Source organism: Streptomyces malaysiensis subsp. samsunensis (genome assembly GCF_024519315.1).
GTDB classification, from domain to species: Bacteria; Actinomycetota; Actinomycetes; order Streptomycetales; family Streptomycetaceae; genus Streptomyces; species Streptomyces malaysiensis.
On record NZ_JANIIC010000184.1, the window covers coordinates 1 to 2,423 of the forward strand.

Annotated in this window: 1 protein-coding gene; it reads right to left on the reverse strand. The window is 58.4% G+C overall.

Annotated features, from left to right (window positions below):
• Positions 1-112: 112 nt before the first annotated feature.
• Positions 113-1,954 carry a group II intron reverse transcriptase/maturase gene (locus NQU54_RS48310; RefSeq protein ID WP_257636616.1) on the reverse strand — a complete coding sequence of 614 codons (1,842 nt, stop codon included), beginning with the start codon at positions 1,952-1,954 and terminating at the stop codon, positions 113-115.
• Positions 1,955-2,423: the final 469 nt, after the last annotated feature.

A 2,423-nucleotide genomic window follows, 5' to 3' on the forward strand; every position in this document is an offset into this window, starting at 1 on the left:
CAGCGTAGGGTAGGCCGCCATCCCCACCGAGGTGGAAGACAACGGCCCCCCTCCGAACGGTACGTGCGGCTTTCACCGCATACCGCTCTCCAGTAATGGCGGGACTACTCCATCAGCCTGCGGGGATTGCCAGGTCCCCCAACTTGAGGCCGTCGTACTCTCCTTTGTGAATGCGACGGTGACATGACTCGCATGTCGGGATCTGTTTCCGGTTGAGTTTAGCCATCAGCTGCGTGAAGCCGACGACCTTCTCTCCCATCTTGCGGATATGGCGAACATGATGCATCTGCACCTTGTTCGTGTTTCCGCAAATCGCACAGATCCTTCCCAGATTGCTCTTCGTCCGCACCTGCCAACTGGCCGTTCTCAAAGCATCTTCGGGGTCCCGAACCGAGACTTTGAAGTCGTTGGGTTTGGCGGCAAAAGACGTGCGCCGCTGGAACTTGACGCTCCGCACCTTGCCGTCGTCCCCTCGAAGCTGGACCGTCAGGTCCTTCCCATACTTCTTGAACACCAGCCCCACCGAACTCATCTTGTGCCTATGAGCCAGTGTCTTAGCCGCTGAATACAGGAGAATGTACTGAACCCTGCTCATCGCCCAGAAGTTATTGGCGAATGAGTAGTAGTTCAGTATGCCGTTCAGCACGGTGTTGTAGCGGCGGATGATGTCTGCATCATCGAGCACCGTCCAACTCACCTTGCTTTCCGGGTATCCATCCTTCTGACAGAAACCCTTCTGGTGCAACCTTGCAACGATCTCGCCCATGGGAGCCTTGAGGGTCATGTTCCCTCTGGTCCTGCGTCTCTTGTAATGGCGTTTGCCCTTACAGTTCGACGCCTTGACTACTTCGCTGTTTCGATTGCCTGTACCGGAGATCTGGACCCCCAAGAAGGTGATTTCTTGAGAGTTGGCATGCCGAATGTGCGTCTTCCCCATGTTCAGGTGGAGCTTGAGCTCCTCCTTGAGGAACGTAGCGACTTCGGCCCTGATCTCTTCGGCCAAGCGTCGGGGCCCGATGACTCCGACGACCCAGTCATCTGCATATCTGACGTATCTCACCCTGATGAAGCCTGGATCATCTGGGAGGTACGAGGGAAGTGACCTCATTTTTTTGATGAGGTCACTCGCCTCGCCGGCGGGCATCTTCCCAGTCTTCCTCCCCACGTACAGGCGCTGCGCCAGCCGCATGTAGTCAGGGTTGGGCGTTGGTCCTTTGCCCTTGGTCTCCCGCGTGATGATCTCGTCCATCTTCCTGTCCAGTTCGTGCAGGTACACGTTGGCCAGGGTGGGAGAGAGCACGCTTCCCTGTGGTGACCCGATCCGGGTGGCTTCCAGCCTCAGCCCGTTGAGGACCCCGGCTTTCAGCGCCTTTCTGATCAGGTTCAGGAAACGCTCGTCATCGATACGCCTGCGGAGCAGTTGGATGAGGACCTCGTGATTGATGTTGTCGAAGAAGGAAGAGATGTCCCCTTCGACAAACCATCGGGTCCCCGTCCACACCTTCTTGATCTCTTTCAGCGCCGTGTGGCAACTGCGTCCCGGCCGGAACCCGTGGGAGGACTCCAGGAACGTCGGCCCCTCGGGCGAGTCATAGATCGCCTCCAGGACCATTCTGATCGCTTCCTGCACTACCTTTTCCGTCGGGGAGGCGATCCCGAGCGGCCTGGTCTTGCCATTGGCCTTGGGAATCTCCACCCTTCTGGCGGGGGAGAACCTGAAGCTCTCGTTGCGCATGGCGTCCGCAATCTTCCGGATGGTCTCCCTGGAGAAACCATCGAGAGTTGATCCATCGACACCAGGCGTCATGTTCCCGGGCTTACTCTTCAGCCTCGCATAGGCCGCAAGGTACAAGTCCTCGCGGTACATGAGGCGGTAGAGGTCCTTATTGACCCATAGTGGGTCCTCGTTGAGACGCGCGATTACGTCCAGTCGTTTGAGGTCTAATCCGGCCATCCGGCCGAACCCCTTTCCACTTGACGTTCCATTACCTGCCGCCCTTTCCCTTCGCCACTGATTAGGTGGCCGTATCCCGATTGGGGCGGGTACTACAACGGCTCCGTCACCTTAGCCGTTACCGGCCTTAGGCGATCCCCGAGTTGCACTGACAAGGCGTTTGTCCACCCTTAGGTCCCCATTCCGTGCTTTCACCCGCCGCTTGCGGTTGTCCCCGTGAAGTGGCTTCGCGCTACTGGTAAAACTCGTATCGCGATCACGGGCCCCTGGTGTCAGATGGCAACCTGGGGAGGTGGTGCGACCCCGACTGCACTTGGGTTCAGAAAGTAAGTTCTTGACCATAGGTGGCCTGGCGCACCCTGCATCTCGCCTACGCCATCTTCGGCTCACAGGGCTGGCCCGGCATGCTGTTGTCCCTCCGGGGTTTCCCCCTCGGGTAAGCCGGTCGCCTCCACTACGTCGCCACTAG

Coding starts and splice junctions, on each gene's coding strand:
- NQU54_RS48310 (WP_257636616.1), bottom strand. CDS start 1,954: ATGGCCGGATTAGACCTCAAACGACTGGACGTAATCGCGCGTCTCAAC.